The organism is Streptomyces kebangsaanensis (assembly GCF_001906585.1).
In the GTDB taxonomy this organism is placed as follows: Bacteria; Actinomycetota; Actinomycetes; order Streptomycetales; family Streptomycetaceae; genus Streptomyces; species Streptomyces kebangsaanensis.
Genome location: NZ_JUJA01000146.1, coordinates 71235 through 77367, shown reverse-complemented (window position 1 = coordinate 77367; position 6133 = coordinate 71235). Strand labels below are relative to the sequence as shown.

Genomic DNA, 6133 nt, shown 5'->3' with positions numbered 1-6133 from the left:
GCGAGCCACTCCACGAAGCCCTTCCTGGCGGCGGCGCGCAGTCCGTTCACATTGACGGAGGTCACAGTGAGCAAAACACTCTCCTTGCCTTCACTGACGACCCCCTCCGGACACATTGACGGAGGTCACAGTCAACACGGTGGCACCATACCTGCACACTGAACGGGGTCTTCTCGAAGACCGCACCCCTGCCCGCCATCGCATCGACATACGGTTCACCACATGAATATCCGCCCCGTGCCCTTCGACCACCCCGACGCCGTCAAGCTGAACGACGAGGTCCAGGCCGAGTACCACGTCCGCTACGGCGACGGCGGCGACGCCACGCCCCTCGACCTGGCCGACTTCCGGCCCCCGAACGGCGTGTACCTGATCGCCTACGACGAGGACGGCACCCCCGTCGCCACGGGCGGCTGGCGCAGCCAGGACAGGAACGCCGAGGGCAACGAGGACGGCGACGCCGAGCTCAAGCGGATGTACGTGATCGAGCGGATGCGCGGCCGGGGCCTGGCCCGCCGCATCCTCGCCACGCTGGAGGAGGACGCCCGCACCGCCGGCCGCCTCCGCATGGTCCTGGAGACCGGCGACCAGCAACCGGAGGCCGTCGCCCTCTACGCCTCCAGCGGCTACGAGCCGTGCGTCAAGTTCGGCTACTACCGCGAGTACGAGTCGAGCATCTGCCTGGCGAAGAGGCTGTAGGGCGCGTCGACAAGGCTGGGGTTCGAGCTCGGCCCCGGAACCGGGCTCGGGCTCGGACCCGTCAGAGCTTCCCGCCGATCTCGCACGCCCGGCACGGCGGCCGGCCGCACGTGCACTGCATGAGGGCGTCGAGGACCTCGCGGTCGTGGTAGAGGCACTCGTCCTTGCAGGTGTGGCGCGGGATGAATCCCGCCGGGATCTCATCGGGCCACGGCTCGTGACCGTCCCTGCAGCGGGCGAACCTCTCGGGGTCACTGGAGTGCAGGTCGCGCATGCTCGACCGCGCCCCGTCCTCCAGCTCCCGCACTCGCTCCACCAGGCTCTTCAGCTCGGCGGCGATGCCGGCGTACTGGTCGACGCCGGTCCTTACGTGCGCGGCCCGCAGCGCCATCGCCGCGTTGCCCAAGAACCTGCCGGCATCCTGAAGGTCGGTCACGTGATGCAACTGAATGCCGTTCACGCCTCGTACCCACACGGCGTCCATGTTGCTCACCGATCCGCCCTCCTTGGCTTTCTTGCGAGACAGTATGCGCGGCGCCGGTGCCTCCGCATAAGAAAAATCAATCTATTTACCAAAACTAAAGGTATCGGTCGTAGTCGTCCAGAAAAATTCGGAGTGAGTCGGCTCACAGCAGGCTTGAGACCGCGGTGGGCATGGCATGCCGGAAGGTCCATTGCCCCCTCACGTGGTGGATCTTCTCCTGGTTCCGCACAGCGCCTGACTGATCAACGCGGCCGCTCGTTCATGCCGGCTTCCGGTGGGCCCCGGCGCACACCACGGACTGCCGGAGCAGGTCAGGGACGGACGACCCGCCCCGACTTGACACGCCCATTGACGAGACGTCTCCTTGAAGAGAGGAAACAGCCGCGGCACACATTTCCCAGGCGCGCCGCACACTCGGGTTCGCGAGCGTCCAGCAGTTTCCGGAGCGATGATGGCCACTTACGAATATCTGTGCAGCCAATGCGGCTCTTTCGACGTGAAATTGACGATCGGAACGGCACCCAAGACGCATGGCTGCCCCGTTTGCACAAACCCTGCGAGGCGTTTGTACTCCGCGCCCGGCCTGTCGTTGACCTCAAGCGCGTCCGCCGCCCTCCACGAACGGGAGGAGCAGGCCCGTGAGGCCCCGGCAGTGGTTTCCGAAGTGCCGCCGCGCACAAGGCCAGAGCAGCGACCGCACCCCGCGCTCTCGCGGTTGCCGCGTCCCTGACTGTCCCCACCTCACACGGAGTCAGGAGGTGCTTCCCCGTGGGAAACGTGGGACTGCTCTTTGTCGGTGCGGTGCTCTTCATCAATGGGTTACTGCTTCTCGGCAAGGTCGACGCCCGGGCAGGAGCGGTATTTAACCTGTTTGTGGGCACATTGCAGGTGCTGACGCCGACTTACCTCATCTTCACCGCCGGCGGCGACCCCAAGAAGATCCTGGCGGCATCCGGCATCTACCTGTTCGGCTTCACCTACCTCTATGTGGGTATCGGCCTGCTCGCCAACCTCGACACCACCGGGGTCGGCTATTACTCATTGTTTGTGGCAATTTCTGCTCTGGGATATTCGTACGTCAATTTTCGGCTCCTGAAGGACTACCCCTTCGGGGTCATCTGGCTCTACTGGGCCTTGCTGTGGTTCCTGTTCTTCCTGCTGCTCGGTCTCAAAATGGACCGCCTCACGACCTATACGGGCTGGATCACCGCGATCGAGGGCTGGGTCACCGGTGCCATTCCCGCGGGGCTGCTGCTCTCCGGCTACTGGAAGCACCCCACCGAGACCGCCATCGCCCTGGGGGTCTTCGGCGTGCTGATGTTCGTGGGGCTGTGGCCGCTCACCCGTCAATCGCCTCAGCCGACCCGAGCCGCTCCGCCGGCCAATAGTGCGGGTGCTCCAACATCACCGGATCAGAAGTGAGGAGTTGTCATGCCCGAAATCATCTTCCGTGTGGACCAAACCAAGTCGATGCGTGAGCAGGACGTTCCCGGACACAACAGGTGGCACCCCGACGTCCCCAACGCCACCATGGTGAAGCCGGGAGCGGAGTTCCGGTTGGAGACCCGTGACTGGACCGACTGCCAGATCGGCGACAACGACTCCGCCAACGACGTGCGCGACATCGACCTGACCATCCCTCACATGCTCAGCGGCCCGATAGGCGTGGAGGGCGCCGAACCCGGCGACCTGCTCGTCGTCGACATCCTCGACCTCGGTCCCGTGCCGCAGCAGACTGGGGACGCGGCGGGCCAGGGCTGGGGTTACACCGGGATCTTCGCCAAGGCCAATGGCGGAGGCTTCCTGACCGACTACTTCCCGGACTCCTACAAGGCCATCTGGAACTTCCACGGCCAGCAGGCGGTCTCCCGCCACCTGCCCGGCATCCGCTACACCGGGATCACCCACCCCGGGCTGTTCGGAACGGCCCCGTCCGCCGAGATGCTCGCCCGCTGGAACGCCCGCGAGAAGGCGCTGATCGACACCGACCCGAACCGGGTCCCGCCCCTCGCCATACCTCCGGACGCCACCCACGCGCTCGCCGGCACGGCCACCGGGGACGTCGCCACCCGCATCGCCGAGGAAGGCGCACGCACGGTGCCGGCCCGTGAGAACGGCGGCAACCAGGACATCAAGAACATGACCCGCGGCTCGCGGGCCTTCTTCCCCGTGTACGTCAAGGACGCCAAGCTCTCCGCGGGCGACCTGCACTTCAGCCAGGGCGACGGAGAGATCAGCTTCTGCGGCGCCATCGAGATGGGCGGCTTCATCGACTTCCACGTCGACCTGATCAAGGGCGGCATGGAGAAGTACGGCATCTCCACCAACCCGGTGTTCATGCCCGGTAACGTCGAGCCGCGCTACACGGAGTTCATCAGTTTCATCGGGGTCTCCGTCGACCACGACACGGACACCAACTTCTACATGGACGCGACGCTGGCCTACCGGCGGGCCTGCCTCAACGCGGTCGAGTACTTCAAGAGGTTCGGCTACAGCGGCGAGCAGGCCTACCTGCTGCTCGGCTCCGCCCCCATAGAGGGACGCATCAGCGGCATCGTCGACATCCCCAACGCCTGCTGCTCACTCTACGTCCCCACCGCCATGTTCGACTTCGACGTCCGGCCCTCCGCCGCCGGCCCGACGAAGGCCGACCGCGGCCAGGCCGCGCTGACCAGCGCCTGACCGGACCACGACGGCAGGGTTCCCGCTCCGCTCCTGGCCCGCGCGGGGCGGACCCGGCGGTAGCGTGACCGTCATGACGGCTGAGGGCGAGGCGCTGGCAGGCGGCATGGTGAACGCGGGGGCGGTCTTCCGCCGGGGTGCGCTGGTGGAGCGCCCGGCGCCGCGCAACGCGCCCGCCCTGCACGCCCATCTCCTCGCGCTGAAGGAGCACGGCTTCGACGCGGCGCCGGCTCCTGTCGGTCTTACCGAGGACGGCCGTGAGCAACTGACTTTCATCCCCGGCGACGTGGCCCTGCCGCCGTTCCCGGACTGGGCGATGACGAAGGCCGCCCTCGCATCGGTGGGGAACCTGCTGCGGCGCCTGCACGAGGCCGGCACGACCGTCGCGACCGACACCGGCGCCTGGTGGCCCCGGGACCTCGCCGATCCGGAGGGGGGAACGGTGCTGTGCCACAACGACGTGTGCCCGGACAACGTCGTCTTCCGCGACGGCCGTGCCGCCGCCCTGATCGATTTCGACCTGGCGGCCCCGGGCCGCCCCCTCTGGGACGTCGCCATGACCGCCCGCTACTGGGTACCCATGGCCGACCCCGCGACCGCGGCCTCCCTCTACCCCGCCGGGCTGGACGCGCCCGCACGGCTGCGGACCCTTGCCGACGGCTACGGCCTCTCGCCACGGGACCGCGCCGAGCTGCCCGGCGTCATCGAGCAGGCCACAGAGGTCTGCCGAGCCTTCGTCGCCCGCCGCGTGGCCGACGGCGACCCCGCCTACCTCCAGGCGCTGACCGAGCGCGGCGGATGGGAACGCTGGGACCGCGTGCAGACCTGGCTGGCGGACCACCGCACGACGTTCACGGCAGCCCTGCTGAACTGACCGGCCCGGACGTGTGAATAGTGGCCTGTAACCGGTAGGACTCGGTGCCGGTCCGGACCGGCGCGAGCTGGTGGAACTGCCGTGACGGATACGACACTGACCGCTGGAGCCGCCAGTCCATCTGCCAGGGCGGCCCCATGAACTCGTCGGCCACTCGCCGGGCTCCAACTTCCGCACCCTGTGGCGGATCCTTGAGGTCTCTTCGAGAAGGGCCTTGGCTTCGGCGATGTCGGTGGACCCTGCCGCGCGGTGGTGGAGATCGGCCATGTGGGCGTCGAGCTCCGGGTCACGGGCGATCGCGTACTCACCCCACCAGCGGGCCATGAACGCGGGCAGAGGCCCGATGTCGTAGGTGTCGGCGATCGCCCGCTTCCAGTGCTCGTCGAAATCGGGAAGGAGTTGGGGGGCGTGCTGGGCGATGGCAGCGCGCAGCGCCTTCGGGTTCCGCTCGGGCATGGGCGGAACGACCGGCGTGGGTTCTGCGGCGTGTGCGGTCATGACCGGATGTACTCCTTCGTGCTCCTTCGGCGCACCGTGTCTGCGGCGACAGCCCGCCTCTACGGTCCGGGGGAGCCGTTCGTTGCCGGGGTTCCGATGCTGGGTCCAGTGCCGGGCGCGGGCGTTCATGGGCCTGCTCCCGGGGCATGGTCGCTACCGTTGCCGATCTCGTGGCCAGGGACGTCTTCGTTGTCCTCGGCGTCGTCGTGGGGGTCGCAAGGCTCGTCTGTGTCGTCGGTGTCCGACGTGGGCAGGCGTCGGCCACGGGACTCGGCCACGCGCAGTACGTCGGCCAGGCACTCGGACAGCCGGATCGCGGCGTACCGCACCTCGACGTTCGGGGACAGGGGATCACCGAGCACCCGCCGGGCCGCGACGAGCACCTCCGACCCCTCGGCCAGTTGCAGGTCCTCCGTCTCGTCAGCCAGCCGCGAGACGTATCCGCCCTCGCTGCCGTTGGCGAGGAAGCAGGGCTTGCCGTCCGGCGAGAGCCAGGGCAACAGCCGGAGCGTGGTGCGTGCGTCCATCAGGCCGCCGCCTTCTTCGCGCCGATGACGTGCTGGTCGAGGTCGATCCCGAAGTCGGCGGCGAGGACGAGAGTGAGACGGCGACGCCGCCGCAGTGCCTGTTCCTGCTCGTGGGCGACGAGGTAGGGACGGATGAGCCGGGTCTCGGCACCGTCGAGGGGGAGGTGCAGGCGGTACGGGGAGCGGTGAAGGGGGAGACACAAGGAGTCGTCAGGGCGGGGAGTGAGGTGCGCGGGGCGGACTGGGCTCCGGTCCCCCGCGCGGTGGGTTCCGGTGCCGGGGCCGAAGAGAAGGCCCAGCCAATGGACGAGACGGCGGATAAGGTCGTGCATGTCGACGCTCCTGGTAAGCGTTGGCCGTGCCCCGGGG

The 6133-nt window shown here is 68.0% G+C and carries 8 protein-coding genes and 1 pseudogene; 5 read left to right on the top strand and 4 right to left on the bottom strand.

Features of this window, described 5'->3' with window-relative positions; all coding sequences use genetic code 11:
• Window positions 1-222: 222 nt before the first annotated feature.
• The gene (locus tag RH94_RS22730) at window positions 223-699 is read left to right on the top strand and encodes a GNAT family N-acetyltransferase (RefSeq protein WP_073949412.1); all 477 of its coding nucleotides are present in this window, start codon (window positions 223-225) and stop codon (window positions 697-699) included.
• 61 nt (window positions 700-760) lie between these two features.
• On the opposite strand, the gene RH94_RS22725 is transcribed toward RH94_RS22730, so the two are convergent.
• Window positions 761-1183: a hypothetical protein gene (locus RH94_RS22725; RefSeq protein ID WP_073949669.1), complete on the bottom strand. Its 423-nt coding sequence runs from the start codon at window positions 1181-1183 to the stop codon at window positions 761-763.
• Between the two features lie 448 nt (window positions 1184-1631).
• Between RH94_RS22725 and RH94_RS46755 the strand changes: the two genes are divergently transcribed.
• The 4 genes from RH94_RS46755 (at window position 1632) to RH94_RS22705 (ending at window position 4739) form a co-directional block, all read left to right on the top strand.
• Window positions 1632-1913 carry an FmdB family zinc ribbon protein gene (locus tag RH94_RS46755; RefSeq protein ID WP_199881036.1) on the top strand — a complete coding sequence of 94 codons (282 nt, stop codon included), beginning with the start codon at window positions 1632-1634 and terminating at the stop codon, window positions 1911-1913.
• A 38-nt stretch (window positions 1914-1951) separates the two neighbouring features.
• On the top strand, window positions 1952-2605 hold the full coding sequence (locus RH94_RS22715) for an AmiS/UreI family transporter (RefSeq protein WP_073949411.1): 654 nt from the start codon (window positions 1952-1954) through the stop codon (window positions 2603-2605).
• A gap of 9 nt (window positions 2606-2614) precedes the next feature.
• Window positions 2615-3865 (top strand): formamidase, encoded by a 1251-nt coding sequence (gene fmdA / locus RH94_RS22710; RefSeq protein WP_073949409.1) that lies wholly within the window; start codon window positions 2615-2617, stop codon window positions 3863-3865.
• A gap of 73 nt (window positions 3866-3938) precedes the next feature.
• Window positions 3939-4739 carry a phosphotransferase gene (locus RH94_RS22705; protein WP_073949665.1) on the top strand — a complete coding sequence of 267 codons (801 nt, stop codon included), beginning with the start codon at window positions 3939-3941 and terminating at the stop codon, window positions 4737-4739.
• A gap of 153 nt (window positions 4740-4892) precedes the next feature.
• Here RH94_RS22705 and RH94_RS44240 read toward each other — a convergent pair.
• From RH94_RS44240 to RH94_RS22690, 3 genes and pseudogenes are all read right to left on the bottom strand, one after another.
• A pseudogene (locus RH94_RS44240) lies at window positions 4893-5237 on the bottom strand (DUF6247 family protein); the annotation flags it as partial.
• A gap of 125 nt (window positions 5238-5362) precedes the next feature.
• Window positions 5363-5764, bottom strand: coding sequence for a hypothetical protein (locus tag RH94_RS22695; protein ID WP_234425965.1), 402 nt, complete (start codon window positions 5762-5764; stop codon window positions 5363-5365).
• Window positions 5764-6096 (bottom strand): hypothetical protein, encoded by a 333-nt coding sequence (locus RH94_RS22690; RefSeq protein ID WP_073949407.1) that lies wholly within the window; start codon window positions 6094-6096, stop codon window positions 5764-5766. The genes RH94_RS22695 and RH94_RS22690 overlap by 1 nt, the downstream gene beginning before the upstream one ends.
• Window positions 6097-6133 lie beyond the last annotated feature (37 nt).